Raw genomic sequence first — 23,988 nt, 5'->3', positions numbered from 1 at the left:
TCCGGGGGCGGTGCGGCGGTCTTCGACGGCCTGGCTGCGGCTGCCGGTCTTCGGCTGCCGGGCGGCGGCGCCTAGGAGGTCCGGTCCTTGGCGGTGCCGGCGGCGGTGGAGCCGGCGGCGGCCCCGCTCTCCGGAGCCTCCTGGAAGTCCACCCGTCCCATGTGCCGGTTCATCGACTTCATCAGGGCCCACACGCCGACGGCGAGGGCCGCGAAGACGATGAAGCCCAGGATGCCGGGGGTCACCTTGTTCTTGTCGAAGGTGTCACCCGCCAGCGGGAGGAGCTGGGTCAGTGCTGCCTGCGTAGCGCTCATAGCTACGCATTCTCCCGGATGCCCGCGAAGAGGTCGGACTCGGGGAGGGAAGTGTCGACGAGCGACTTCGCGAGCTCGTACTCCTCGGTGGGCCAGACCTCCCTCTGGACGTCCATCGGGACGCGGAACCAGCCGCCGTCCGGGTCGATCTGCGTGGCGTGGGCGACCAGCGCCTTGTCACGGATCTCGAAGAAGTCCGCGCAGGGCACGTGGGTGGTCAGCGTCCGCTCGGTGCGCTCGAACTCCTTCCACCGCTCCAGCCACTCCCCGTACGGGGACTCCATGCCGCGCGACAGCAGCGCCTCGTGCAGGGCGACGGTGCGCGGCTTGTTGAAGCCCTGGTTGTAGTAGAGCTTCTGCGGCTGGTACGCCGGGCCGAACTCGGCCTCCGGGTACTTCTCGGTGTCGGCCGCACCGTCGAAGGCGACCATCGAGATCTTGTGGGTCATGATGTGGTCGGGGTGCGGGTAGCCGCCGTTCTCGTCGTACGTGGTGACGACCTGCGGCTTGAAGGCGCGGATCTTCTTCACCAGCTCGCCGGCGGCCTCGTGCACGTCCGCGAGCGCGAAGCAGCCCTCGGGCAGCGGCGGCAGCGGGTCGCCCTCGGGCAGGCCGGAGTCGACGTATCCCAGCCACTCCTGCTCGACGCCGAGGATCTCGCGCGCCTCGTCCATCTCCTTGCGGCGCACCTCGTGGATGTTCTCCTCGATGTACTTGTCACCCTGGAGCTTGGGGTTCAGCACGGAGCCGCGCTCGCCTCCGGTGCAGGTCACGACCAGCACGGGCACCCCCTCGGACACGTACTTGGCCATGGTGGCCGCGCCCTTGCTCGACTCGTCGTCGGGGTGGGCGTGGACGGCCATCAGTCGAAGCTGCTCGGTCAAGACGGGATCCTCTGCAATTCGGCGTGACAGTCGGCTTCTATAGTGACCGAATCGGGGGGCGGAAAATTCCGGGGGTGGGTCCACGCGGATCCGGCCCCGCCCTGGCGGAAGGAACGATCGATGAGCGCGGTGCGCGAAGGGCTGCCCGAGGGCCGTTACGGCCGGTCGGCGGACGAGCGTGCGGATCGCAAGCTCAAGGTCGTGGGGGCCGTGATGGGGGCCCTGCTGCTCGGTGTCGTCGGGTGGATCGGCTGGGACTACATCGCGGGGCAGAGCGTCAGCGCCGAGGTGATCAAGTTCCAGGTCGTCTCGGACACCGAGGTGAAGGTGCACCTGGAGGTCCGCAAGGAGTCCTCGGTCACCGGGGTGTGCACGCTCAGCTCGCAGGACACGGAGCACGGCGAGGTGGGCCGGGCGGACTTCACGTTCCCGCAGGCCCAGGCGCGCGTGGACGAGATGGTCTCGCTGAAGACGACCAGCCGCGCCACGATGATCGAGCTGGTCGGCTGCCAGCCGGCGGCCCGCTGAGGGCACGCTGACGGCCCGGCCGGACCTCGGACGGCGGGCAATCGGACTCGCGGGTCCTCCCCCTTTTCTTCCCGAATTGTTAGGCTCGTGGTTTCGTCCGCCGCTGGCGGCCTAGTAGTCCCCTGTACCGACGAGGAGCACCCGTGACCCAGACGAGCGAAAGCGTCACCTGGCTGACCCAGGCGGCGTACGACCAGCTGAAGGCAGAGCTGGACTACCTCTCTGGTCCCGCACGCACGGAGATCGCCACGAAGATCGCAGCCGCCCGCGAGGAGGGCGACCTGCGCGAGAACGGCGGTTACCACGCGGCGAAGGAAGAGCAGGGCAAGCAGGAGCTCCGTGTCCGACAGCTGACGCAGCTCCTGGAGAACGCCAAGGTCGGGACCGCGCCCGCCGCCGAGGGCGTGGTGGCCCCCGGCACTCTCGTCAAGATCGCCTTCGATGGCGACGAGGACGACACCATGGAGTTCCTGCTGGCCTCGCGCGAGTACGCGTCCTCGGACTTCGAGACGTACTCGCCCCAGTCCCCGCTCGGCAGCGGTGTGCTGGGCAAGGCGATCGGCGAGGACGCCGAGTACGAGCTGCCGAACGGCAAGAAGGCCTCCGTCAAGATCCTCGACGTCAAGCCCTTCACCGGCTGATCACCCACCCTCTTCACACGCCGATGCCCGGCCGGGTCCTCCCCGGCCGGGCATCGGTGCGTACGGCCCGCGTACGGCCCGCGTACGGGTCTTCGTACGGGTCCGCCCGCTGCCTACGCGGTCGCCGAGCGGTACTTGCGGACCGCCAGGGTCCGGAAGACCACGATGATCAGCAGCGACCAGAGGACGGACGCCAGGACCGGGTTCTGCATCGGCCAGGCCGCCGGGGCCTCGTAACCCGGCGGGAGGTTGCCGAACAGCTCGCGGGCCGCCTGGACGGTGGCGCTGAAGGGGTTCCACTCCGCGATGTGCCGCAGGAAGGTCGGCATGTTGTCGGAGGGGACGAAGGCGTTCGAGATGAACGTCAGCGGGAAGAGCCAGATCAGGCCGCCCGAGGTGGCCGCCTCCGGGGTGCGCACCGACAGGCCGATCAGGGCGCCGATCCAGGAGAAGGCGTAGCCGAGCAGGAGCAGCAGCGCGAAGCCGGCGAGGACCTCACCGATGCTCGTGTGGGTGCGCCAGCCGACGATCAGGGCCACGATCGCGAGGACCACGATGGTCAGCGCGGTCTGGACGAGGTCGGCGAGCGTCCGTCCGGTCAGGACCGCGCCGCGGGCCATGGGCAGCGAGCGGAACCGGTCGATCAGGCCCTTGTGCATATCGTCCGCGATGCCCGCGCCCGCGCCGGCGGTGGCGAAGGTGACGGTCTGGGCGAAGATGCCGGCCATCAGGAACTCGCGGTAGGCGGCGGGCGAGGTGTTTCCGCCGACGCTGATGGAGCCGCCGAAGACGTAGCTGAAGAGCACGACGAACATGACCGGCTGGATCACGCCGAAGATGATCATCTCGGGGATCCGGGACATGCGGATCAGGTTGCGCTTGGCGATCACGAGGGAGTCGTTGACGCCCTGGACCACGCCGCCGCGCGGGCGGGGCGCGGCCAGGTCCTGGACCGGGGAGGAGCCCGGGGTCGGGGAGGTGATGGTCACTTCGCCTTCTCCTTCCGCGGCGCCTTGCGGCCCTTGGCGTCGGCGGCGGGCTCGCCGTCGCCGTTCTCTTCGGTGTCGCGTTCGGCCGCGTGGCCGGTCAGGGAGATGAACACGTCGTCGAGGGTCGGGCGGCGCAGCCCGATGTCGTCGATCTCGATGCCCCGGCCGTCCAGCTCGCGGATGACCTCGGCGAGCAGCTTGGCGCCGCCCGAGACGGGCACGGTGAGCTTGCGGGTGTGCTCCTCGACGGTGGTCTCGCCCTTGCCGAAGCCGGCGAGGATCTCGCGGGCGGTGGCGATGTGGTCCCGTTCGTGGACGACGACCTCCACGCGCTCGCCGCCCGTACGGGCCTTGAGCTGGTCGGAGGTGCCGCGCGCGATGACCTTGCCGTGGTCGACCACGCAGATGTCGTGGGCGAGGTGGTCGGCCTCCTCCAGGTACTGGGTGGTGAGCAGCAGGGTGGTGCCGCCGGCGACCAGTTCCTGGATGATGCCCCACAGCTGCTGACGGTTGCGGGGGTCGAGTCCGGTGGTCGGCTCGTCCATGAACATCACGGGCGGGCTGACGACGAGGGCCGCCGCGAGGTCCAGGCGCCTGCGCATGCCGCCGGAGTAGGTCTTGGCGGTGCGGTCGGCGGCGTCGGAGAGGTTGAAGCGCTCGAGGAGTTCGTCGGCCCGGGCCTTCGCGGCCTTGGCCTTCATCTGGTAGAGCTGGCCGACCATCTGGAGGTTCTCGCGGCCGGTGAGGTACTCGTCGACGGCGGCGAACTGGCCGGACAGGCCTATCGCGCGGCGGACCTCGTTGGGGTGTTTGAGTACGTCTATGCCGGCGACGACGGCCTTGCCGCTGTCGGGGCGGAGCAGGGTGGTGAGGACGCGCACGGTCGTGGTCTTGCCCGCGCCGTTGGGGCCGAGCAGACCCAGGACGGTGCCCTCCGGAACATCGAGGTCGACGCCGTCCAATGCCCGTACGTCGCCGAAGGTCTTGACCAGCCCTTCGGCGTAGATCGCGCCTGGCATGAGGATTCTCCCAGTGTGAATCGGGCCAGCTGAAATCCGGTCATTCGTAGGCAAAGCTTATGGGCGCCGGGCATCCCTCGCCCGGCCCGGCGGGGACACGGCTCCGCCCTCCCCGCCACCCGGCGCACGTTATCGCGTTATATCGCGAGCCGCCAGCCTCAGCTCATCACCTTGTACCCCGCGCTGTGCAGCGAGCGCGCGACCTCCGCGCAGTGCTCCGGGCCCTTCGTCTCCAGGTGCAGCTCCACCTCCACCTCCGTGAGCCCGAGCCGCGGGTCGGTCCGTACATGGCTCACGTCGAGTACGTTCGCATCCACCACTGACAACACCCCCAGGAGCCCGGCCAGTGCCCCCGGCCGGTCCGCCACGCGCAGCCGCAGCGACAGGTACCGGCCCGCCGCCGCCATGCCGTGCCGCAGGATCCGCTGGAGCAGCAGCGGGTCGATGTTCCCGCCCGACAGGACGGCCACCACCGGCCCCCCGCCGTACCGTTCGGGCTCGCTCAGCAGCGCGGCGACCGGGCTGCACCCGGCCGGCTCGACCACCAGCTTGGCCCGCTCCAGGCACAGCAGCAGGGCACTGGAGAGCGCGTCCTCGGACACCGTACGCACGTCGTCGAGGAGATCACCGATGATTCTGAAGGGGATGTCGCCGGGACGGCCGACCTTGATGCCGTCCGCCATCGTGTTCGGGTTGTCGATGGACACCGGGTGCCCGATCTTCAGCGAGGGCGGGTAGGCGGCCGCGCCCGCCGCCTGGACGCCGATCACCTTCACGTCGGGACGCAGCGCCTTCACGGCGACCGCGACACCGGCCGCGAGACCGCCGCCGCCGATGCCGACGAGGATCGTGCGCACCTCGGGGCACTGCTCGAGGATCTCCAGGCCCACCGTGCCCTGGCCCGCGATGATGTCGCGGTGGTCGAAGGGGTGGATGAACACCGCCCCGGTGCGGTCCGCGTAGTCCTGGGCGGCGGCCAGGGTCTCGTCGACGACGTGCCCGTGCATGCGCACCTCGGCGCCGTACTCCTGGGTCGCGGCGACCTTGGGCAGCGGCGCTCCGAGGGGCATGAACACCGTGGAACGGACCCCGAGGAGGGAGGAGGCCAGAGCCACGCCCTGGGCGTGGTTGCCGGCGCTGGCCGCCACGACACCGGCGGCCCGCTGCTCGGGGCGCAGCCCGGCGATGCGCACGTACGCGCCGCGCAGCTTGAAGGAGCCGGTGCGCTGGAGGTTCTCGCACTTGAGGTGGACCGGGGAGCCGGTGAGCGAGGAGAGGTGCCGGCTGCCCTCCATCGCGGTCACCCGGGACACGCCGGAGAGCATCTTCTGAGCCCCCCGGACGTCGTCGAGGATGACCTGCGGGACGGGCTCGGGCACGCGGTAGTTCATGCCGTCAGTCTCGCAGCACGCGCACGGCCGGGCTCGGTGCGCCGGAGGGGGTGCGCGTGAGGTGCGCGTGGGGGCTCGCGTGAGGGTGCGCGTGACAGCGCGAGGGGTGCGAGAGGGGCGAAATCACGCCATCCGGGACGGCCCCGGAGCGGCCTCGCGGACCGGCCGTACCAGTTCTCGTACGAGCCGTACGAGCCGCCGCACGGCCGCGTACGCTGTCCCCCATCCTTGTCGGACCCATGCGAAGAGAGCCCACGGCCATGCCTTCATCCCCGGCCAATTCCGATCTGCCCGTGGCGGGCGAAGCGCCGGCCGGAGCCGGTCTCCTCGACGCGCTCCAGCACCAGGTGGCGGTCTTCGCGCGGCGCGCCGAGCAGACCCGCCTGGGCGGTGTCGGCCAGGCCCGCAACTCCATGGACCGGGCCGCGTACCTGCTGCTGAACCGGCTCGACCTGGAGGGGCCGATGGGCGTCAAGGCGCTCGCCGGCGGCATGGGCATCGACTCCTCGACCGTGACCCGGCAGGTCGCGCCACTGGTCGACGGCGGCCTGGTCAAGCGGACCTCGCACCCCGAGGACGGGCGGGCCGTGGTGCTCGCGCTGTCCCCGCGCGGGCTCGCGCGGCTGGAGGAGGTGCGCTCCTCGCGGCGCGAGCTGATGGCGCGCGTGACGGAGGAGTGGAGCGAGCAGGAGCGCGAGTCCTTCACGAAGCTGCTGACCCGCTTCAACCTGTCGCTGTCGGATCTGATGGCGGCGGTCGCCGACGCCGGCCCGGCGTCCTGACCCTTGACCCGGACGGACCCGCTGCCCGCACTATGTGAGGCATGCGGGCGGTTGACCAACGGGCGGGCTCCTACACGGAGTTCCAGGCCTTCGTCGCGGGTGCGGCGGGGCGGCTGCTGCACGTCGCGATTCTGCTGACCGGTGAGCCGGAGGCCGCGGCCCGGCTGCTGGCGGGCGCGCTGGCCCGTACGTACGCGGACTGGGACCGGCTGCGCGGCGACGATCCGTACGACTTCACGCGCCAGGAGCTGTGCGGCGCCTTCGCCCGCACCGGCCGCCGCCACCAGGGCGGCCACGGGGTGCTGGCCCGGCTGAGCCCGCTGGAGCGGCTCGTCCTCGTGCTGCGGATCTACGAGGGACTCGCGGAGGAGGTCACGGCGGCGCAGCTGGGGCTGCCGGCCGAGCGGGTGCGGGTGCTGTGCAACCGGGCCGTGGCGGAGCTGCGGTGAGCGGGTTCCCGGACCGGAAGGAAGCCCGGGTCAGGCAGCTGATGGAGGGCCCGTACCCGGTGGTCCCGGCGGGTCTGGCGGCCGGCGCGGCGGCCCGCGGCGACCGCATGCTGCGCCGCCGCCGGATGCTCCGCGGGTTCGGCTGGGCGCTGCTCTTCGCGGCGGCGGTGGCCTTCACGGTCTGGGCCGTGCTGACCCAGCCGTGGGCCACGCCGCCCGCGGACGTCTCGCCGCCCCTGGAGGGCTGGTGAGCCCAGCCCTCCAGGGGAACGGCGGTCAGCCCAGGGCCTGGGCCAGGTCCGCGAGGAGGTCGTCGGCGTTCTCGATGCCCACCGACAGGCGGACCAGGTCCGCCGGGACCTCGAGGGCCGAACCGACCACGGACGCGTGCGTCATGCGGCCGGGGTGCTCGATGAGGGACTCGACGCCGCCGAGGGACTCGCCCAGCGTGAACAGCTTGGCGCGGTTGCAGACCTCGACCGCCGCCTCCTCGCCGCCGGCGACCCGGAAGGAGATCATCCCGCCGAAGTTGCGCATCTGCTTGGCGGCGATGTCGTGGCCCGGGTGCTCCGGCAGGCCCGGGTAGAGGACCTGGGTGACCTTGGGGTGGCGGGTCAGCATCTCGGCGACCTTGGCCGCGTTCTCCGCGTGCCGGTCCATGCGCACGGCCAGGGTCTTGATGCCGCGCAGCACGATCCACGAGTCGAACGGCCCGGCGACCGCGCCCATGGCGTTCTGGTGGTAGGCCAGCTCCTCGCCCAGCGCCGCGTCGGCGGTGACCAGCGCGCCGCCGACCACGTCGGAGTGGCCGCCCATGTACTTGGTCAGCGAGTGCAGGACCACGTCCGCGCCCAGCGCGAGGGGCTGCTGGAGGTAGGGGGAGGCGAAGGTGTTGTCCACGACCAGCCGGGCCCCGGCCGTGCGCGCGATGTCGGCGACCACGGCGATGTCGGTGATGCCGAGCAGCGGGTTGGACGGGGTCTCGACCCAGATGAGCTTGGTCTTGGGGGTGATGGCGGCGCGCACGGCGTCCGCGTCGGAGGTGTCGGCCACCGACCACTCGACGCCCCAGCGGGAGACGACCTTCGCGAAGAGGCGGAAGGTGCCGCCGTAGGCGTCGTTGGGGATGACCACGTGGTCGCCCGGGGAGAGCATCGTGCGCAGCAGGCAGTCCTCGGCGGCGAGCCCGGACGCGAAGGCGAGGCCGCGCCGGCCGCCCTCCAGCGCCGCGAGGTTCTCCTCCAGCGCGGTGCGGGTCGGGTTGGCGCTGCGGCTGTACTCGTAGCCGCCGCGCAGGCCCCCGACGCCGTCCTGCTTGTACGTGGATACCTGGTAGATCGGCGGTACGACCGCGCCGGTCAGCGGGTCCGCCGTGTTGCCCGCGTGGATCGCGCGGGTCTCGAAGCTCTGGTGCTCGTGGCTGTCGTCGCTCATGGGCTGAGCCTAAGCCCCGCCTGGGGACCGTCGCTCTCCCGGCCGGGCCGTGGACCGCCGGCGGGAGGCCATTGGCCTGCGACCCCCTCGGTCTGGTTCGCTTGAGGCATGGAGATTCTGTGGTTCCTGTTCGCGATCCTCATGGTCGTGTTCGTCATCAGTCCGTACATACGGCGCAAGCGGGGCGGTATCCGGCTGGTCGCCCCGGACAGCCCCGACGCCGCCGACCCCGCGGCCTACGGATTCGACCCGCAGGAGGATCTCGACATCCGGATCCCCGGGCCGGACCAGGACCTGATGGACGCCCTGGACAACGTCCGCGGCACCGGCCGGTGGCAGGCGGCCTCGCAGCTGCTCGCCGGGACCCCGAAGGACGGCGAGCAACGCTGGCAGCGCGTGCAGGCCTTCGGCGGGGCGGCGGCGCTGGAGCTGTCCCCCGGCTACCGCCGGGAGGTGCCCCCAGAGCAGCCCGGGGTGGGCGCGCAGTGGCTGAAGGCGTGGCGGCTGGAGGCGGAGAAGGACGCGGGCGGCGCGCAGGTGCACGCGGAACTGCTGGTGCAGCAGGCCTGGCGGAGCTCGGGCGGGGTCGGCTCGGAGGACCACCGGATCATCCTGGAGGAGGCGCGGGAGGTCTGCCGCAAGGCGGCGCTGCTGTCGCCGGGCGACCCGGTGCCGTACATCACGGAGCTGGCGATCGCGCGGGGGCTCGCCTACTCGGAGGCGGAGTTCGACGTGCTGTGGGCGAAGGTCATGGACCGGGCTCCGGCGCACATGGGCGCGCACCTGGCGGCGCTGCACTACTGGTGCGGGAAGTGGCACGGCTCGCGGGAGCACGCGGACGCCTTCTCGCACGCGGCCGCGGCCCGCGCCCCGCAGGGCTCGCTGCTGGCGGCGCTTCCGCTGTTCGCGGTGTACGAAAACCTGCCGGACGTGGTCCTGATCGGGAGCTTCTACCAGAGCGCCGTCGTGACGCGGGCGGTGGAGGGCGCGCTGTACGCGGTCCACACGGCGCGCCAGGACGACCCGATGCTGGCGCACGTACGGCACCTGTTGCTGCTGTTCCTGGTCAACATGGAGCGCTGGGCGGAGGCGATGGAGCAGGTGCGGCACGTGGACGGCTACGTGGGAGCCCTGCCCTGGTCGGCCTCGGAGGACCCGGCGGCGCAGTACGCGGTGTACCGGGCGCTGGCGGTGGCGGGCTACGAGGCGAACGGCGGCTCCCCGGCGACGCTGCCGCACTGAGTCCGCGGACCTCACGGAACCTCACGGAACCTCCCCGAAGCGCCCCGAAGCGCCCCGAAGCGCCCCGAACCTTACGGAACGGTAACGCGCGGGCCGGGGACGGCCGGGCCGGGAATCCGGACCCCTCCGTCCCCGTTGTCATGCGCACAAGGAGGGAATCCATGTTCTCGTACCGCCGCACGCCCGAGCTCCCCACCCGCGAGGAGGCCCTGAAGGGCCGCTCGCAACCCCTGTTCGACCTGCCCGTGAAGCACACCGTGCTGGGCAACCCGCTGGCCGGCCCCTACCCCGAAGGCCTCGAGGTCGCCGACTTCGGGCTGGGCTGTTTCTGGGGCGCGGAGCGCAAGTTCTGGCAGACCCCGGGGGTCTGGACCACCCTGGTCGGCTACCAGGGCGGCTTCACCGAGAACCCGACCTACGAGGAGGTCTGCTCGGGCCGGACCGGCCACACGGAGGCCGTCCGCGTGGTCTTCGACCCGGCGCAGGTCTCGTACGCCACGCTCCTCAAGCTGTTCTGGGAGTCCCACGACCCGACCCAGGGCTTCCGCCAGGGCAACGACGTGGGCACCCAGTACCGCTCGGCGGTCTACACCCACACCCCCGCCCACCAGCAGGCGGCGGAAACCTCCCGCGAGGCCTACCAGCAGGTCCTGACCGCCTCGGGCCACGGCCGGATCACCACGGCGGTCCTCCCGGCGACGGACCGCCCCTTCTGGCCGGCCGAAGCCCACCACCAGCAGTACCTCGACAAGAACCCCGGCGGCTACTGCGGCATCGGCGGCACAGGCGTGAGCTGCCCGATCGGCGTGGCCCCGGCCCAGTAGGCCGGGTCAGATCGTGGAGGTGTCGATCACGAAGCGGTAGCGGACGTCGCTCGCCAGGACGCGTTCGTACGCCTCGTTGACCTGCTCCGCGCGGATCAGTTCGATCTCCGAGCCCAGGCCGTGCGCGGCGCAGAAGTCGAGCATCTCCTGGGTTTCGGCGATTCCGCCGATCATCGAGCCGGCCAGGGTCTTGCGGCCGTCGATGACGGAGAAGAGGTCGAGCGCGACCGGCTCCTCCGGGGCTCCGACGTTCACCAGGGCGCCGTCGACCTTCAGCAGGGCCAGGTAGGCGTCCAGGCCGAGCGGCGCGGAGACCGTGGACAGGATCAGGTCGAAGGTGCCGGCCAGCTCCTCGAAGGTGGTCTCGTCGTTGGTGGCGTAGTAGTGGGCCGCGCCGAGGTTGAGGCCGTCCTCCCGCTTGCGCAGGGACTGGGACAGGACGGTGACCTCCGCCCCCAGGGCCGCCGCGATCTTCACGCCCATGTGCCCGAGGCCGCCCAGGCCGACGACGGCGACCTTCTTGCCGGGGCCCGCCTGCCAGTGGCGGAGCGGCGAGTACAGGGTGATGCCGGCGCACAGCAGCGGCGCGGCGACGTCCAGGGCCAGGCCTTCGGGGATGCGGACGGTGTAGTTCTCGTCGACGACGATGCGGGTGGAGTAACCGCCGTACGTGGGCTCGCCGTTCCGGTCGAGCGCGTTGTACGTGCCCGTGGTGCCCTCGGTGCAGAAGTGCTCGTCCCCGCGCAGGCAGTACTCGCACGCGCGGCAGGAGTCGACGAAGACGCCGACGCCCACCCGGTCCCCGACCGCGAACCTCGTGACGCCCGGCCCGACTTCGGCGACGACCCCGGCGATCTCGTGCCCGGGGACCATCGGGTAGATGCCCTCGCGCCAGCCGTCACGGACCTGGTGGATGTCGGAGTGGCAGATGCCGGCGTACTTGATGTCGATCAGGACGTCGTGCTCGCCGACGGGGCGGCGCGGGACGGTGGTGCGCTCCAGCGGGGCCTTGGGAGCCGGCGCGGCGTAGGCGGCGACCCGGGTGGCGGGGACGGGCACGGACATGTGGGGGCTCCTCGGGGTGGTGCTGGTCTGTACGTGACAGCCTGCCCCTCCGGTCCCCGTCCACCCAGCCCCCTGCCCTGCCTAGGACTGGCGGACCTACCCCTGGCGGGGTCAGGAACAGCGCCGCGCCGTGCCGGGCGGTCCGGCGATACTGACGGCATGGACCAGCGTGATCAGCGAGCCGAGCTCGGCGAGTTCCTCCGCAGCCGCCGGGCCCGGCTGCGCCCCGAGGACGTGGGCCTGCGCGACTACGGGCGCCACCGGCGCGTCCCGGGCCTGCGCCGCGAGGAACTGGCGCTGCTGGCAGGGGTGTCGGTCGCGTACTACACGCGCCTGGAGCAGGGCAGCGGGCACAACGTGTCCGCGGAGGTCCTGGACGCCCTCGCGCAGGCGCTGCGGCTGGACGGCACGGAGCGCGCCCACCTGACCGATCTGGCCCGCCCGCAGGCGCGCCGGCGCCGCCAGAGCCACCGGCCGCAGCAGGTCCGGCCGGAACTGCGGACGCTGATGGACGCGATGGACGGCGTACCGGCCTATCTGGTGGGCCGCCGGCAGGACGTGCTGGCCTGGAACCGGCTCGCGGCGGCCGTGTTCGGGGACTTCGGGGCACTGCCCGTGCAGGAGCGCAACCTCGTGCGCCTGGTGTTCCTGGACCCGGCGACGGCCGAGCTGTACGCGGAGTGGGAGTGCCGGGCCTGCGAGGTGGTGAGCAACCTGCGGATGTACGCGGGCCAGCACCCGGACGACGAGCGGCTGTCGGCGCTGGTCGGGGAGCTCTCGGTGAAGAACGAGGAGTTCCGGCGGCTGTGGGCGGCGCACACGGTGGCGGACAAGACGCACGGGCTGAAGAGGCTGCGGCATCCGCTGGTGGGCCGACTGGACCTGCACTTCGAGCGGCTGGCGCTGCCGGACGATCCGGCGCAGTTCCTGGTCACCTTCCACGCGGCGCCGGGCTCCCCGTCCGAGGACGCCCTGCGCCTGCTGTCGTCGTGGTCCGCCCCTTCCGGCGGGGCGGGGGCCGGGGCGGACCGGGACCCCGCCGCTACAGCTTGAGCTGGTAGTAGGCGGCGCCGCGTTCGTGGCGGTAGCCCAGGGCCTCGTTCACCGTGCGCATCGGGGTGTTCTCGTCCGCGACGGTCGTGGCGATCTGCCGCAGCGCGGGGTAGCGGTGCGCGGCCAGCTCCAGCATGCGGAGCTTCACCGCGCGTCCGAGGCCGTGGCCCCGGTGGGCGGGTACGACGACCGTGTCGTACTGGAGGGCGCGGGGGCCGTCGGGGTCCGGCAGCACCAGCTCCGTGTACGCGGCCACTTCGCCCGTCGCGGTGACCGCGGCGACCGTGGTCAGCTCGCCGCCCCGGTCCAGGATCAGCCGGTGCGCCGCGTGCAGCCGCTCGGCCGTCCAGGACTCGATCTTCTCGTCCACGTCCCCCATCGGCGCGTCCTCCATCGCCCCGTGGGCCCTGGCCACCGCGTCCGCCCAGTCGTCGTGCACCAGGCCGTGCCAGGCGTGCAGTTCGTAGCCGGGGGTGGCCGGGACCGCGCTCCGCGCCGCGCCCCTGCCCGCTTGCCCGGGCGGCACGTCCTGCGTGTACCAGGCCATGGGCAGGACGTTCTCGAACCCGAGCGATTCCGCGAACGCCTGCCCCGGGCCCCCCAGGTCCGCGACCGTGCCGACCGAGGTGCGCCCCTGCGCGAGCAGTTCCTCGCGGACCCGCTGCCACAGGGCGGTGGCGATGCCCTGCCGGCGGGCGTCCGGACGTACCGTCAGCACGTCCAGGTAGGCGGTGTGGCGGTTCGCCTCGTCGGTGAACAGGAGCAGGCCCGCCACGCCCCGTCCCCCGTCCGCCGCCCAGAGCGCGGCCCGGCCGCGGGCGGGTGCCACGCACAGCCGCCCGGCGACCTCCAGCCGGGTGGGCGCGGGCAGCTGCGGCAGGTCGGCTGCCGAGGCGGCGACCAGGACCGCCCACCAGTCGTCCACCTGGGTGTTGGTCGGGGGCACGGGCAGGGCTTGGATCTCCATCCCCCGACCCTAGTCAGACTCCAGGGCCTGTGGTCAGGCGTTTTCGGTCACCGTCACCCGGTCGCGTCCGGCCGTTGGGCCGCGTGCGAACGGCGGACGGCCGGGAACCGGTGGGGTTCCCGGCCGTCCGCCGGATGTGCTGCGAGCCCTCGGGGAGGGACGTCGGACGTGCCGTCAGACGGCCGCGCCCGCCTTCCACTCCGACCAGCTCATGTTCCAGCCGTTGAGGCCGTTGTCCGGGGCGATGGTCTTGTCCGGGGAGTTGACCACGGTGACCACGTCGCCGATGAGCGTGTTGTCGTAGAACCAGGCGGCCTGCTGGTTCGGGTCGCCCGCGCCCTTCACGTCGTTCAGACCGACGCAGCCGTGGCTGGTGTTGGCGCTGCCGAAGACCGAGTCGGGTCCCCAGTAGTTGCCGTGGATGAAGGTGCCCGAGGTGGACAGCCGCATCGCGTGCGGGACGTCCTTGATGTCGTACTCGCCCTTGCCGTCGTCGTCCGTGAAGCCGACGGTGGCGCCGTTCATCCGGGTCTCCTTGAACTTCTCGGAGACCACCATCTGACCGTTGTACGTCGGGTTCTCCGGGGAGCCCGCCGAGATCGGGATGGTCTTGAGGACCGCGCCGTCCCGGGTGATCGTCATCTTCTTCGTCTTCGTGTCGACCGTGGAGACCTGGCTGCGGCCGATCTTGAAGGTGACGGTCTTGCTCTGGACGCCCTGGATGCCGGGTGCGCCCTGCACGCCCTCCAGCGCCAGCTTCAGCGTGACGGTGGAGTTGGCCTGCCAGTACTGCTCGGGGCGGAAGTCCAGCCGCTGCGAGCCGAACCAGTGGCCGACGACCTCCTGGTTGCTGCTGGAGGAGACGGAGATGGCCGCCTGGACGGCCTTCTTGTCCTTGATCGGCTTGTTGAAGGTGATCGAGACCGGCATGCCCACGCCGACCGTCTGGCCCTCGTCCGGGACGAACGAGCCGATGAAGCTGTTCTCCGGGGAGACGGTGGTGAAGGAGGCGTTCTCGTGCGCCTCGCGGCCGTCCGCGTCCTTCGCGGTCGCCGACAGGGCGTACTTGGTGGAGCGCTTGAGGGCGGCGTCCGGCTTCCAGCTCTTGCCGTCCGCGGCGATCTTGCCGGCCACGGCCGCGCCCTCGGCGGTCTTCAGCTCGACCTGGGTGAGCGTGCCGTCACTGACGGCGACGTTGGCCGAGTCGTTCAGACCGACGTTGGTGGCGCCGTCCTTGGGCGTGATGGCTATTCGGGCCTTGGAGGTGTCCTTGGCCGCCGCCGCGTCGACGTCCGCCTGGGATTTGCTGCTCTCGCTCGCGTTCGGCTTGTCACCCCCGCCGTTGCACGCCGAGAGCATCAGTACACCGCCGAGCACGGCGGATACGGCCACCAGGGACCTTCTCCGCCGCTTGCTGTCCGTCCTCACACGCCACTCCATCGTTGCCGGAAACCCCGAGGCTGCCGTCCCGGGGTTGGGCCGGGCAGGGGACATGGCCCCCTGCCTCGTCCTGACAACGCGTTAACGCAGCGGATCGGTTCCACATTCCGTTGGATTGTGGGCAACCACACGGTCAGGCGTTGTCGGTCTTCTCCTCGTCGAAGTCACCATCTTCCTCGTCCAGGTCCCACTCCATGGACTCGGGGTCGTATTCGACGGGCTCGCTGCTCCAGGAGGCCTGCGCCAGCTCCACGCCCGGGATGTCGGCGACCAGGTCAGTGGGGTCGACGAGGTAGGCGAGCGCCTCCGACTCGTCCTCCCGCACGGCGGACTCGGCGTGGCCGCGCTCCTCGTCCGGCATGAACTCGTCGGCCTTGATGTGCGCGAGCGCGGCTCCCGTGAGTGCCTGGGGGTCCGGGACTTCGAGTACCAAATCCACCCGAAGCCGGACGTATCGTGATGTCTCAGAAGGGTTCATACGACGGAGAGTAAGCCCGTGGAAGCCCTGACTTTCCCACGACCCGCCCCTTTCCGTAGCATCACGGCACACGGCCAATTCGCTGCTGCCACAAGGGGGATCGCACCGTGTCCGCACGCCGACCGCTGCTCACCGCTCTCGGAGCGACCACCCTCCTCGCCGCCCTGTGGTTCGTGCCATCGGCGGGAGCCACCGCGCCGGGGCCCGGCCAGGGCGACTCCGGGGTGCCCGTGCCCGCCGCCGCGAACGCGGCCCGTACGGCCACGCACCCGCGACCGGATCACGCACCGCAGGGCCGGCAGGCGCCCGTCGCCCTCGCCGACACCGGCTCCGTCGACACCACCCCCTACCTCCTGGGCGGCACGCTCTGCCTCGGTGTCGGGGCCGGGTTCGTGGCCTTCTCGGTACGCCGCTCCCGCACCGCGTAGGGGCCCGCGACGACGGCGAAGGGCCGCCCCGGTAGCGGGGCGGCCCTTCGCCGTCGTCGTGCCCGTGGTGCGTCGCACCGCCCGCCGTCAGGCGAGCGGGCCCGTCACGCCCTCCACCGCGGCCACCAGGGCGCCCGTACGGACGAACTCGTCGGCGGCGGCCAGGTCGGGCGCGAGGAACCGGTCCGGCCCCGGACCCTGCACTCCCGCCGCGCGGGCCGCCCCGATCGCGGCGAGGCTCGCCGGGGCCGCGGTGAGCCCGTGGCGCAGCTCGATGGCGCGGGTGGCCGCGTACAGCTCGATCGCGATGATCCGGGTGAGGTTGTCCACGGCGGTACGGAGCTTGCGCGCGGCCGACCAGCCCATGGAGACGTGGTCCTCCTGCATGGCGGAGGAGGGGATCGAGTCGGCCGAGGCCGGCACCGCGAGCCGCTTCATCTCGCTGACCAGGGCGGCCTGTGTGTACTGGGCGATCATCAGCCCCGAGTCCACCCCGGCGTCGTCCGCGAGGAACGGCGGCAGGCCGTGCGAGCGGTTCTTGTCGAGCAGCCGGTCGGTGCGCCGCTCGGCGATGGAGCCGAGGTCGGCGGCGGCGATGGCCAGGAAGTCCAGTACGTAGGCGACGGGCGCGCCGTGGAAGTTGCCGTTGGACTCCACCCGTCCGTCGGGCAGGACCACCGGGTTGTCGACGGCGGCGGCCAGCTCGCGGGAGGCGACCAGGGCGGCGTGCGCCATGGTGTCGCGGCCGGCGCCCGCGACCTGCGGGGCGCAGCGCACGGAGTACGCGTCCTGCACGCGCGGGGCGGACTCCTCCTGGAAGTGCCCGGTGAGCCCGGACCCCTTCAGCACGGCGGCCATGTTGGCGGCGGAGGCGCCCTGGCCGGGGTGCGGGCGGATGGCGTGCAGCTCGGGCTGGAGCACCTTCTCGGTGCCGAGCAGCGCCTCCAGCGTCAGCGCGGCGGTGATGTCGGCGGAGGTGTAGAGCTTGCCGAGGTCGGCGAGGGCCATGACCAGCATGCCGAGCATGCCGTCGGTGCCGTTGAGGAGGGCCAGGCCCTCCTTCTCGCGGAGCTCGACGGGCTCGATGCCGGCTTCGGCGAGCAGTTCGCCGGCGGGGCGGACGACCCCGTCCGGGCCCTCGGCGTCGCCCTCGCCCATCAGCGCGAGCGCGCAGTGGGACAGCGGCGCGAGGTCGCCGGAGCAGCCGAGGGAGCCGTACTCGTGGACGACGGGGGTGATCCCGGCGTTGAGCACGTCGGCCATGGTCTGCGCGACGGAGGGCCGTACGCCGGTGTGCCCGGAGGCGACGGTCTTGAGCCGGAGGAACATCAGCGCGCGGACGACCTCCCGCTCGACGCGCGGGCCCATGCCGGCGGCGTGCGAGCGGACGATGTTGCGCTGGAGCTGGGCGCGCAGCTCGGGGCTGATGTGCCGGGAGGCCAGCGCGCCGAAGCCGGTGGACACCCCGTAGACGGGCTCGGGCTTGGCGGCGAGCGCGTCGACGATCTCCCGGGCGCGGGCGAGGGCGTCCAGCGCCTCGCCGGACAGCTCGACCCGCGCGTTGCCGCGGGCCACGGCGATGACGTCCTCGGCGGTGGTCCCGGACGTCCCCACCACGACAGTGTGCATATCCATATTCAGCACCCTACGGATTGAATCGCTTCATGTCACCCCTTCCGGAGGGGCCTCTCGGCGACCCGGCGCCGGAGTGCTCACGGGCGGCCCCGGAAGCGGCGGCGCTCGCCCGAGGCGGCTTCGGCGGCGGCGTCCGCGAGGCGGACCACGGCGGTGTCCCGGCCCGCCACCACCGGCTTCGGGGAGCGCGCGGCCTTGGCCTTGTACTGGGCGGCGTCCGCGAGCCGGAACAGCCGACGGGAGGACTTCACCAGCCCGATCGGGTCCCCGGTGGAGGCCACCCCGCAGGCCACGCCCTCACCGAGGTCCAGCTCGGCGGCCCGGGTGCACAGCTCCTCGGTGACCCGCACCACCTCGTCCGCCGTGGGGCCGACCCCGACCAGGCAGAACTCGTCACCGCCGAGGCGGGCCACCAGCGCGCCGGGCAGCATGGCCCCGCACAGGCTCAGCACCGAGCCGAACCGCTCCAGCAGCCGGTCGCCCGTGGCGTGGCCCAGGGTGTCGTTGACCTTCTTCAGGCCGTTCAGGTCGCAGACCACCAGGCTGACCACGGCTCCGGTCCGCCGGTGCTCCTCCAGGGCCTCGTCGAGCCGCATGTCGACCGCCCGCCGGTTGGCGAGGCCGGTCAGCGGGTCGGTGAAGGCGAGGCGGCGGGCCTCCTCCAGGCGTTCGTTCTGGGCGAGGCCGGCCGCGACCACGGCCGCCAGGACGGTCGCGAACTCGGCGTCGTCCTCGTCGAAGTCGGGCAGCCCCTCGTCCCGCGCCACGTACAGCTCGCCCCAGGCCCGTCCGCTGAGCACGATCGGGGCGACCACGCAGGTGCCGCGGCCGCGGCGGCGCAGGGCCTCGCCGCGCCGCCCGGGCCGGTCGCCGGCCGCGCTCTCGATCCAGGCGTGCGGGCCGCCGCCGCCCACCCAGCGCTCGTGCAGGAACTCGGTGATCTCGGGGAAGTCGTGCACGGGATAGGACTCGTCCTCGGGGAACTCCTCCTCCCCCGGCCGCAGCTCCCCCTCGTTCACGAGCACCCGCAGGCTGCCCCGCTCGCGCTCCCACGCGGAGATCGCGGCGAAGGAGCCGTCCAGCGCCACCCGCGCGCCCCGCGCGGCCGCCCGCACACTGTCGCGCGGCACGCACGCCGCGGCCATCGCCTGCGCGAGGCCCACCACGGCTCGCAGCCGCCCGTCAACTCCCATCACCCCAGGTTAGGGACTTTTGTCCGATTTGGTGATAATCGGCGCGACATTCGGTACCAGCAAGATCACGAACGGTGAGCGGCGGTCACGGCCCGGCTGCCCGCCGCCCGCCACTCGCCGCCCGCCGCCCGCCGCCCGCCGCCCGCCGCCCGCCGCCCGCCGCCCGCTACGCGCTACTCGCCGGGCCAGTTCGGCTGCCGCTTCTCGTTGAACGCCGCCACGCCCTCGGCCCGGTCCCCCGAGAAGGCCACCGTCCGCCAGGCCGCGTCCTCGATCTCCAGACCGGCCGCCAGGTCCATCCCGTGCCCCAGCCGCAGCGCCCGCTTGGCCGCCCGCAGGCCCACCGGCGAGTTCGCCGCCATCCGGGCCGCCAGGGCCAGCGCCTCGGCCCTGTCCTGCCCGGCCGGGACCACCGAGTCCACCAGCCCCAGCGACAGCGCCTCGGCGGCCTCCACCCGGCGCGCCGTGAAGATCAGCTCGGCCGCCCGCGCCGCACCCACCCGGCGCGGCAGCAGCTGCGTGCCCCCGCCGCCCGGGATCACCCCCACCGACACCTCGGGCAGCCCGACCACGGCGCTCTCGTCGGCGACGATCACGTCGCAGGCCAGGGCCAGCTCGAAGCCTCCGCCCAGGGCGAAGCCGTGCACGGCGGCGATCGTGGGCACCGGCAGCTCCAGTACGCCCCCGTACGCCCCGCGCGTGGTCGGCCGCTGCCGCACCAGCTCGGCGTCCGAGAGGGAGTTCCGCTCCTTGAGGTCCGCCCCCACACAGAAGGCCCGCTCCGCGGTGGAGGAGAGCACGACCACCCGCACCGACGGGTCCGCCGCGAGCGCCGCGCAGGCCGCGCCGATGGACCGGGCCATCTCCGTGGACACCGCGTTCATCGCCTTGGGGCGGTCCATCGCCAGCTCCGCGACGTGCCCGTCGCCCTCCCGGCGTACCGCGACGAACTCTCCGAAGCGCTGCTCAGACATGCCTGCGACCCTCCCGGTTAACGAGCGTTATCGCCGCACTCTAGTGCGCGGGGCAGCCGTCCGGTCAAGGGCCCCGGGCAGGCCCGTGAGCGGCCTCAGGCCGGGTTCTTGGGCTTCCTGCGGGTCAGCGACCAGGGCTCCACCACGCCCAGGCCGCGCACCGGCCGCTGCCACATCGGCTGGAGCGCGAAGCGGTACGTGCCGCCGCCCTCCGCCTCGGCCTCCTTCTCGGAGACCGGCGCGGCCCCGGTCCGGCCCAGTTCCTCCGCCATCGCCCCGTCCACCAGCACCGCGTCCTTCGGCGCTATGGACGTCAGCCGGCTCGCCAGGTTCACGGTGGTCCCGAAGACATCGCCCATCCGGGTCGTCACCGTGCCGAAGGCGATCCCGACCCGCAGCTCGGGCATCTGCGGATCGGCCTCCATGGTCTCGATCAGCCGCAGGGCGATCTCCGCCGCCGTCGCCGCGTCGTCGGCGCAGTACAGCACCTCGTCGCCGAGCGTCTTGATCAGCCGGCCGCCGTGCGCCGCGACCAGGTCCGCCGACGTCGTCTCGAAGGACTCGACGAGCTCGCCGAGCTCCTCCTCCTCCAGCCGCCGCGTCAGCCGGGTGAAGCCCACCAGGTCCGCGAAGCCCACCGCGAGCCGCCGGTCGACCATCTCCTCGTCGTCCGCCACCTGCACGACGCGCCCGGTGGCCGCCGCCAGCTGGCGGCGCCACACGTAGACGAGGAACTCCTCCAGCTCCGGCAGCAGCAGCTCGACCAGCGGGTACGTGACCTCCGTACGGGTCATTCCCGGCTCCGGCGGCTCCGTCAGCCCCTCCAGGAACGAGTCGATCTGCCACTCGGCCAGCCGCGCCGTGGTCTGCCCGGTCGAGCGCGCCACCTGCACCGCCATCGGCTCGGACAGCAGCCCGGCCTCCACCAGGCCGGCGAGGCGGCGCAGCGCCAGTACGTCCGCCTCCGTCAGGGCCTTGGCCTGCCCGATGTCCGCGAAGCCCATGGCCCGCCAGAAGCGGGAGGCGAGCTCCATCGAGACCCCGGCGCTGCGGGCGGCCTGGAAGGGCGTGTACCGGCGCTCGGCGCCCAGGATCAGCTGCTCGAGCCGGATCGCGAGGGGGTCCGCGGTGGGCTGGGCCGTGTGGTCCACCTCGTGGTGCGGGGTGTGCTGGTCACGCCCGATCGGGGTGCCCGGACCCGTGGGCCCGGGGGCGGACGCGCTGGACGTAGAGTCGTCGACGGTCAAGGGCCGCCTCCTGTCCATTCCGTGCGCACTGCCCTGCCGAACCGGTTGATCGCCACGAGTACCGGGATCGCCTAAACCATACGGCAGGTGTGCCGTAGCTCACTCCCCCTCCCCGTCTTTGAACGGGGGTCAGTGCACCGACCGCAGGTGCACCACGTCGCCCGCGCCCACCGCCTCGTGCTCGTCGTCGGCGGTACGGATCACGAGCCGGCCCTCGGCGTCGACCGCTTCGGCCGTTCCGGTGAGCGTGCGGCCGCCCGGGAGCTCCGCGCGCACGTGCCGGCCCAGGGTCGCGCAGCCCGCCGCGTAGGTCTCCTGCAGGCCGCTCGACGCGGGGTCGCCCCCGGCCTCGCGCCAGTTCCCGTACCACTGCTCGAGCGACCGCAGTACGGCCCTGAGCAGCGGGTCCCGGTCGGTCACGGTGGCCTTGGCCAGTGCGAGGGAGCCCGCGGCGGGCACGGGCAGCTCGTCCTCGGTCAGGGTGACGTTGAGCCCGATCCCGATGACGACCCCTCCCCCAGAGCCGCCGGCCCGGGAGGTGCCCCCAGCCACCCGCTCGGCGAGGATCCCGCCGGTCTTGCGCTCCTCGCCGTCCACGGTGACCAGCAGGTCGTTGGGCCACTTGAGGGCGGTGTCCACGCCCGCGGCCCGGGAGAGCCCGGTCGCGGCGGCCACCCCGGCCAGCAGTGTCAGCCACCCCCAGCGCTCCTGCGGCACGGCCTCCCCCGGCTTGAGCAGGACGGAGAAGAACAGCCCGGACCGGGGCGGCGCCACCCAGCTCCGGTCGAGGCGTCCGCGCCCGGCGGTCTGCTCCTCGGCGACGAGCACGGCCCCCTCGGGCAGCCCGGCCGCCCGGGCCGCGAGATCGGTGTTGGTGGACCCGGTGGCGGCGACGACCTCCAGGGAGGTCCACAGCCCGCCTTCGGTGACGAGGGCCCGCCGGAGCGCGGCGGCGTTGAGGGGCGGCCGGTCCAGATTCGACCAACGACCCGCGGAAGCACCTGCTGAGGCATCTGATGGCGTCATGCAAGCCACATTAGGTGTGTCAAACGCCGCACTGCCGAGCGCCATGCCCGCCGATACGCTACGCACCAGTAGCCAGCAGTAGTCAATCAATTGACCAGGCCGTTGACACCACGCAGGGAGCCGCGACCCCGATGTCACAACCGTCAGAGCCGATCGACATGCACACCACCGCGGGGAAGATCGCGGATCTGCAGCGCCGCATCGACGAAGCCACCCACGCCGGATCCTCGCGTGCCGTGGAGAAGCAGCACGCCAAGGGGAAGCTGACGGCGCGTGAGCGGGTTGCCCTGCTGCTGGACGAGGGCTCGTTCGTCGAGCTCGACGAGTTCGCCCGGCACCGTTCGACCGCCTTCGGGCTGGAGAAGACCCGCCCGTACGGCGACGGCGTCGTCACCGGCTACGGCACGGTGGACGGCCGCCCGGTGGCCGTGTTCTCGCAGGACTTCACCGTCTTCGGCGGGGCCCTCGGCGAGGTCTACGGACAGAAGATCATGAAGGTCATGGACTTCGCCCTGAAGACCGGCTGCCCGCTGATCGGCATCAACGACTCCGGCGGCGCCCGCATCCAGGAGGGCGTGAGCGCCCTCGGCATGTACGGGGAGATCTTCCGCCGCAACGTCCACGCTTCGGGCGTGATCCCGCAGATCAGCCTGATCGTGGGGCCCTGCGCGGGCGGCGCGGTGTACTCGCCCGCCATCACCGACTTCACGGTCATGGTCGACCAGACCTCGCACATGTTCATCACCGGCCCGGACGTCATCAAGACGGTCACCGGCGAGGACGTCGGCTTCGAGGAGCTGGGCGGGGCCCGGACGCACAACAGCACGTCCGGCGTCGCGCACCACATGGCGGGCGACGAGAAGGACGCCATCGAGTACGTGAAGTCGCTCCTCGCGTACCTGCCGTCGAACAACCTCTCCGAGCCGCCCGCCTTCCCCGAGGAGGCGGACACCGAGGTCACCGACGGCGACCGCGAGCTCGACGTCCTGATCCCGGACAGCGCGAACCAGCCGTACGACATGCACACCGTGATCGAGCACGTGCTCGACGACGCGGAGTTCCTGGAGACGCAGTCCCTCTTCGCGCCGAACATCCTGACCGGCTTCGGCCGGGTCGAAGGCCACCCGGTGGGCATCGTCGCCAACCAGCCGATGCAGTTCGCCGGCTGCCTGGACATCAACGCCTCCGAGAAGGCGGCGCGGTTCGTCCGGACGTGCGACGCCTTCAACATCCCGGTGCTGACGTTCGTGGACGTCCCGGGCTTCCTTCCGGGCACCGACCAGGAGTACAACGGAATCATCCGGCGCGGCGCGAAGCTGATCTACGCGTACGCGGAGGCCACGGTCCCCCTGATCACCGTGATCACCCGCAAGGCCTTCGGCGGCGCCTACGACGTCATGGGCTCCAAGCACCTCGGCGCGGACCTGAACCTGGCCTGGCCGACCGCGCAGATCGCCGTCATGGGAGCGCAGGGCGCGGTCAACATCCTGCACCGCCGCACCATCGCGGAGGCGGATGACGTGGAGGAGACCCGGGCACGGCTCATCGCCGAGTACGAGGACACGCTGCTGAACCCGTACACGGCCGCCGAGCGCGGCTACATCGACGCGGTGACCATGCCGTCCGAGACCCGGGCGCACGTGGTGAAGGGGCTTCGGCAGCTGCGCACCAAGCGCGAGTCCCTGCCGCCGAAGAAGCACGGCAACATCCCCCTCTAGCCCCTCCAGGAGGTCTCTGTGGTGATCAAGGTCGTCAAGGGCAATCCGACCGCGGAGGAGCTGGCCGCCGCACTGGCGGTGGTCCAAGCGCGCGCGGCGGCACTGGCCTCGGTGCCGCCGGGCGCGCCCCCGGTGACGGACGAGTGGTCGACGCCCGCCCGGGTGGCGCGCCGACGGCTGCCGCAGCCGGGGCCGCGCGCGTGGGGCCGTACGTACTGGCCGGGCTAGGCCCTGCCCTTCACGGGCGGGCCAGGCCCGGTCCGGACG

26 protein-coding genes are annotated in these 23,988 nt (G+C 72.2%); 11 read left to right on the top strand and 15 right to left on the bottom strand.

Features of this window, described 5'->3' with window-relative positions; translation table 11 throughout:
* Positions 1-71: 71 nt before the first annotated feature.
* Complete coding sequence (locus ACTVZO_RS26190) at positions 72-314, bottom strand: hypothetical protein (RefSeq protein WP_443300685.1); 243 nt, start codon at positions 312-314, stop codon at positions 72-74.
* A 2-nt stretch (positions 315-316) separates the two neighbouring features.
* Positions 317-1,198 (bottom strand): mycothiol conjugate amidase Mca, encoded by an 882-nt coding sequence (mca, locus tag ACTVZO_RS26185; RefSeq protein ID WP_443300684.1) that lies wholly within the window; start codon positions 1,196-1,198, stop codon positions 317-319.
* Positions 1,199-1,318: 120 nt separating this feature from the next.
* On the opposite strand from mca, the gene ACTVZO_RS26180 reads away from it, so the two are divergent.
* Both ACTVZO_RS26180 and greA read left to right on the top strand, forming a co-directional pair.
* Positions 1,319-1,726, top strand: a complete 408-nt coding sequence (locus ACTVZO_RS26180; RefSeq protein WP_443300683.1) for a DUF4307 domain-containing protein — start codon at positions 1,319-1,321, stop codon at positions 1,724-1,726.
* 143 nt (positions 1,727-1,869) lie between these two features.
* Positions 1,870-2,367 carry a transcription elongation factor GreA gene (greA, locus tag ACTVZO_RS26175; RefSeq protein WP_069921688.1) on the top strand — a complete coding sequence of 166 codons (498 nt, stop codon included), beginning with the start codon at positions 1,870-1,872 and terminating at the stop codon, positions 2,365-2,367.
* A gap of 113 nt (positions 2,368-2,480) precedes the next feature.
* Here greA and ACTVZO_RS26170 read toward each other — a convergent pair whose 3' ends face one another.
* The 3 genes from ACTVZO_RS26170 to ilvA all read right to left on the bottom strand — a co-directional run bounded on the left by ACTVZO_RS26170 (position 2,481) and on the right by ilvA (position 5,766).
* Positions 2,481-3,356 carry an ABC transporter permease gene (locus ACTVZO_RS26170; RefSeq protein ID WP_443300682.1) on the bottom strand — a complete coding sequence of 292 codons (876 nt, stop codon included), beginning with the start codon at positions 3,354-3,356 and terminating at the stop codon, positions 2,481-2,483.
* Entirely contained in the window at positions 3,353-4,375 is a 1,023-nt protein-coding gene (locus ACTVZO_RS26165; protein ID WP_443300681.1) for an ATP-binding cassette domain-containing protein, read from the bottom strand. The genes ACTVZO_RS26170 and ACTVZO_RS26165 overlap by 4 nt, the downstream gene beginning before the upstream one ends.
* 158 nt (positions 4,376-4,533) lie before the next feature.
* Positions 4,534-5,766, bottom strand: coding sequence for a threonine ammonia-lyase (gene ilvA, locus ACTVZO_RS26160; protein ID WP_443300680.1), 1,233 nt, complete (start codon positions 5,764-5,766; stop codon positions 4,534-4,536).
* A gap of 260 nt (positions 5,767-6,026) precedes the next feature.
* On the opposite strand from ilvA, the gene ACTVZO_RS26155 reads away from it, so the two are divergent.
* From ACTVZO_RS26155 to ACTVZO_RS26145, 3 genes are read left to right on the top strand one after another with little or no spacing between them, the layout of a single operon-like run.
* Positions 6,027-6,548, top strand: a complete 522-nt coding sequence (locus ACTVZO_RS26155; RefSeq protein WP_443300679.1) for a MarR family winged helix-turn-helix transcriptional regulator — start codon at positions 6,027-6,029, stop codon at positions 6,546-6,548.
* Positions 6,549-6,589: 41 nt separating this feature from the next.
* Complete coding sequence (locus tag ACTVZO_RS26150) at positions 6,590-6,997, top strand: sigma factor-like helix-turn-helix DNA-binding protein (RefSeq protein ID WP_443300678.1); 408 nt, start codon at positions 6,590-6,592, stop codon at positions 6,995-6,997.
* On the top strand, positions 6,994-7,248 hold the full coding sequence (locus tag ACTVZO_RS26145; RefSeq protein ID WP_443300677.1) for a hypothetical protein: 255 nt from the start codon (positions 6,994-6,996) through the stop codon (positions 7,246-7,248). Before ACTVZO_RS26150 ends, ACTVZO_RS26145 begins: the two co-directional genes overlap by 4 nt.
* Before the next feature lie 25 nt (positions 7,249-7,273).
* Here ACTVZO_RS26145 and ACTVZO_RS26140 read toward each other — a convergent pair whose 3' ends face one another.
* On the bottom strand, positions 7,274-8,431 hold the full coding sequence (locus tag ACTVZO_RS26140; protein ID WP_443300676.1) for a cystathionine gamma-synthase: 1,158 nt from the start codon (positions 8,429-8,431) through the stop codon (positions 7,274-7,276).
* Positions 8,432-8,539: 108 nt separating this feature from the next.
* On the opposite strand from ACTVZO_RS26140, the gene ACTVZO_RS26135 reads away from it, so the two are divergent.
* Both ACTVZO_RS26135 and msrA read left to right on the top strand, forming a co-directional pair.
* Complete coding sequence (locus ACTVZO_RS26135; protein WP_443300675.1) at positions 8,540-9,673, top strand: hypothetical protein; 1,134 nt, start codon at positions 8,540-8,542, stop codon at positions 9,671-9,673.
* A gap of 161 nt (positions 9,674-9,834) precedes the next feature.
* On the top strand, positions 9,835-10,497 hold the full coding sequence (gene msrA / locus ACTVZO_RS26130; protein ID WP_443300674.1) for a peptide-methionine (S)-S-oxide reductase MsrA: 663 nt from the start codon (positions 9,835-9,837) through the stop codon (positions 10,495-10,497).
* Between the two features lie 6 nt (positions 10,498-10,503).
* Here the strand turns inward: msrA and ACTVZO_RS26125 are convergent, their stop codons facing one another.
* Positions 10,504-11,562, bottom strand: a complete 1,059-nt coding sequence (locus tag ACTVZO_RS26125) for an NAD(P)-dependent alcohol dehydrogenase (RefSeq protein WP_443300673.1) — start codon at positions 11,560-11,562, stop codon at positions 10,504-10,506.
* A gap of 159 nt (positions 11,563-11,721) precedes the next feature.
* Here ACTVZO_RS26125 and ACTVZO_RS26120 point away from each other — a divergent pair, with 159 nt between their 5' ends.
* Positions 11,722-12,615, top strand: a complete 894-nt coding sequence (locus tag ACTVZO_RS26120) for a helix-turn-helix transcriptional regulator (protein ID WP_443300672.1) — start codon at positions 11,722-11,724, stop codon at positions 12,613-12,615.
* On the opposite strand, the gene ACTVZO_RS26115 is transcribed toward ACTVZO_RS26120, so the two are convergent.
* From ACTVZO_RS26115 to ACTVZO_RS26105, 3 genes are all read right to left on the bottom strand, one after another.
* The gene (locus ACTVZO_RS26115) at positions 12,605-13,582 is read right to left on the bottom strand and encodes a GNAT family N-acetyltransferase (RefSeq protein WP_443300671.1); all 978 of its coding nucleotides are present in this window, start codon (positions 13,580-13,582) and stop codon (positions 12,605-12,607) included. The genes ACTVZO_RS26120 and ACTVZO_RS26115 overlap by 11 nt on opposite strands.
* 174 nt (positions 13,583-13,756) lie before the next feature.
* Positions 13,757-15,022 (bottom strand): L,D-transpeptidase, encoded by a 1,266-nt coding sequence (locus tag ACTVZO_RS26110; RefSeq protein WP_443300670.1) that lies wholly within the window; start codon positions 15,020-15,022, stop codon positions 13,757-13,759.
* Positions 15,023-15,155: 133 nt separating this feature from the next.
* Positions 15,156-15,461, bottom strand: coding sequence for a hypothetical protein (locus ACTVZO_RS26105; protein ID WP_443300669.1), 306 nt, complete (start codon positions 15,459-15,461; stop codon positions 15,156-15,158).
* Positions 15,462-15,607: 146 nt separating this feature from the next.
* On the opposite strand from ACTVZO_RS26105, the gene ACTVZO_RS26100 reads away from it, so the two are divergent.
* Positions 15,608-15,928 carry a hypothetical protein gene (locus ACTVZO_RS26100; RefSeq protein ID WP_443300668.1) on the top strand — a complete coding sequence of 107 codons (321 nt, stop codon included), beginning with the start codon at positions 15,608-15,610 and terminating at the stop codon, positions 15,926-15,928.
* Between the two features lie 87 nt (positions 15,929-16,015).
* Here the strand turns inward: ACTVZO_RS26100 and hutH are convergent, their stop codons facing one another.
* From hutH to ACTVZO_RS26075, 5 genes are all read right to left on the bottom strand, one after another.
* On the bottom strand, positions 16,016-17,557 hold the full coding sequence (gene hutH / locus ACTVZO_RS26095; RefSeq protein ID WP_443303269.1) for a histidine ammonia-lyase: 1,542 nt from the start codon (positions 17,555-17,557) through the stop codon (positions 16,016-16,018).
* Between the two features lie 83 nt (positions 17,558-17,640).
* Positions 17,641-18,756: a diguanylate cyclase domain-containing protein gene (locus tag ACTVZO_RS26090; RefSeq protein WP_443300667.1), complete on the bottom strand. Its 1,116-nt coding sequence runs from the start codon at positions 18,754-18,756 to the stop codon at positions 17,641-17,643.
* 173 nt (positions 18,757-18,929) lie between these two features.
* Positions 18,930-19,730, bottom strand: a complete 801-nt coding sequence (locus ACTVZO_RS26085; RefSeq protein ID WP_443300666.1) for an enoyl-CoA hydratase/isomerase family protein — start codon at positions 19,728-19,730, stop codon at positions 18,930-18,932.
* A gap of 95 nt (positions 19,731-19,825) precedes the next feature.
* Positions 19,826-20,977, bottom strand: a complete 1,152-nt coding sequence (locus tag ACTVZO_RS26080; protein ID WP_443300665.1) for an adenylate/guanylate cyclase domain-containing protein — start codon at positions 20,975-20,977, stop codon at positions 19,826-19,828.
* Between the two features lie 129 nt (positions 20,978-21,106).
* Complete coding sequence (locus ACTVZO_RS26075; RefSeq protein WP_443300664.1) at positions 21,107-22,003, bottom strand: biotin--[acetyl-CoA-carboxylase] ligase; 897 nt, start codon at positions 22,001-22,003, stop codon at positions 21,107-21,109.
* Between the two features lie 131 nt (positions 22,004-22,134).
* On the opposite strand from ACTVZO_RS26075, the gene ACTVZO_RS26070 reads away from it, so the two are divergent.
* Positions 22,135-23,721: an acyl-CoA carboxylase subunit beta gene (locus tag ACTVZO_RS26070; RefSeq protein ID WP_443300663.1), complete on the top strand. Its 1,587-nt coding sequence runs from the start codon at positions 22,135-22,137 to the stop codon at positions 23,719-23,721.
* An 18-nt stretch (positions 23,722-23,739) separates the two neighbouring features.
* Positions 23,740-23,949: an acyl-CoA carboxylase epsilon subunit gene (locus tag ACTVZO_RS26065; protein ID WP_443300662.1), complete on the top strand. Its 210-nt coding sequence runs from the start codon at positions 23,740-23,742 to the stop codon at positions 23,947-23,949.
* Positions 23,950-23,988 lie beyond the last annotated feature (39 nt).

The organism is Streptomyces sp. IBSNAI002, from assembly GCF_052244475.1.
In the GTDB taxonomy this organism is placed as follows: Bacteria; Actinomycetota; Actinomycetes; order Streptomycetales; family Streptomycetaceae; genus Streptomyces.
This window is presented reverse-complemented; position numbering and strand designations above follow the sequence as displayed.